This is a genomic window from Bacillus sp. AR2-1, from assembly GCF_008368755.1.
GTDB lineage: Bacteria > Bacillota > Bacilli > Bacillales > Bacillaceae_G > Bacillus_A > Bacillus_A wiedmannii.
Genome location: NZ_QORY01000041.1, coordinates 1 through 1,165 on the forward strand (window position 1 = coordinate 1; position 1,165 = coordinate 1,165).

The 1,165-nt window shown below is 30.0% G+C and carries 1 protein-coding gene; it reads right to left on the reverse strand.

Going from position 1 to position 1,165, the window contains the following annotated elements; translation table 11 throughout:
• Positions 1-477: 477 nt before the first annotated feature.
• Positions 478-1,017: a Surface layer protein gene (locus DT250_RS32455; RefSeq protein ID WP_370513135.1), complete on the reverse strand. Its 540-nt coding sequence runs from the start codon at positions 1,015-1,017 to the stop codon at positions 478-480.
• Positions 1,018-1,165 lie beyond the last annotated feature (148 nt).

Sequence of the window (1,165 nt, forward strand, 5' to 3'; positions counted from 1 at the left end):
TAACTAGTATAGTTACTTATACATACGAGTGTCAATTAAATAAATCTTACATTTCTGTAAGGTAACTATATTAATAATGTAGCGATTAATTATTATACAAGGTGAATAATTATTTATTTTAATAGATATAAGAGTTAATAAAAACGTTTCTAACCCTATGAAAGGAAAGGTTACTTTCGTCGTAGACCTGAGAAGCTCCAACTTCAAGCTTTGCTAAGTGGGGAGTAGTTCTCTAAAGATTAAAGAGCGATTCTACCTACTTCTTTTAACTACATTGTATCCTGCCTCTTCTTTAAATATATATGGAATTCATATACTTCATTTACTAACATATGTTGTATCTCACTTTTTCATTGTATATCTACAGTACAAAAAATAGGACACACCGTACCTTTAAATAGATACTGGTGTGTCCTTTATATAATTTATTTAGCATTTTTATATCATGGTAAACCTTATATAAAAAAACAATAGCAATTACTTAGGTTCTACTTGTACACGCATTACTTTATCAGATTTTGAATTCATAATTCTAACCCTATAGTCCCCTTTTAAATAATAGTTATTCATAGTATGTTTCTTTACTGCTTCTTGAATTTCTTGATCTAAATTTAAATCAGGAGCTAATAAGGTAACCCATTTTTTCGTTAGTTCCACTACGGCCTCATTATCATATAAGGATTTCATTTCAAAATCATTTTCAGCTGGTCCTTCAATAAGTAATTGCGCACCAATTGAATCTGTTGGAAGGGGAATACCTTCATCTACTAACTTAATACTTAATCCAATATTACTAAATTTAAAATTAGTATTATATTTTTTATTAATATCACGAACTAAACTTTGTGCTTGATCTGAAATTGAAATTTTAGAAACTTGTAGCATGTTTAATGCAATTTGATTATAAGTAACATCACTTGTCACTAAAGATTCATCGAGGTTTGCTGGTAAATTAATCCCTGATTTTGTTCCCTTCTTCGCCCCAGATATTCTTTCTTTCTTTGGTTCTTGCTTCATTTCTGGATTTACTTCTGGTTTTACTTCTGGTCTGGTTTTACTTCTGGTTTCTCTTCTGGTTTTACTTCTGGTTTCTCTTCTGGTTTTACTTCTGGTTTCTCTTCTGGTTTTACTTCTGGTTTTACTTCTGGTTTCTCTTCTGGTTTTA

Excerpts from the sequence above, each read along its gene's own strand:
- DT250_RS32455 (WP_370513135.1), bottom strand. The coding sequence starts at position 1,017 with ATGAAGCAAGAACCAAAGAAAGAAAGAATATCTGGGGCGAAGAAGGGA.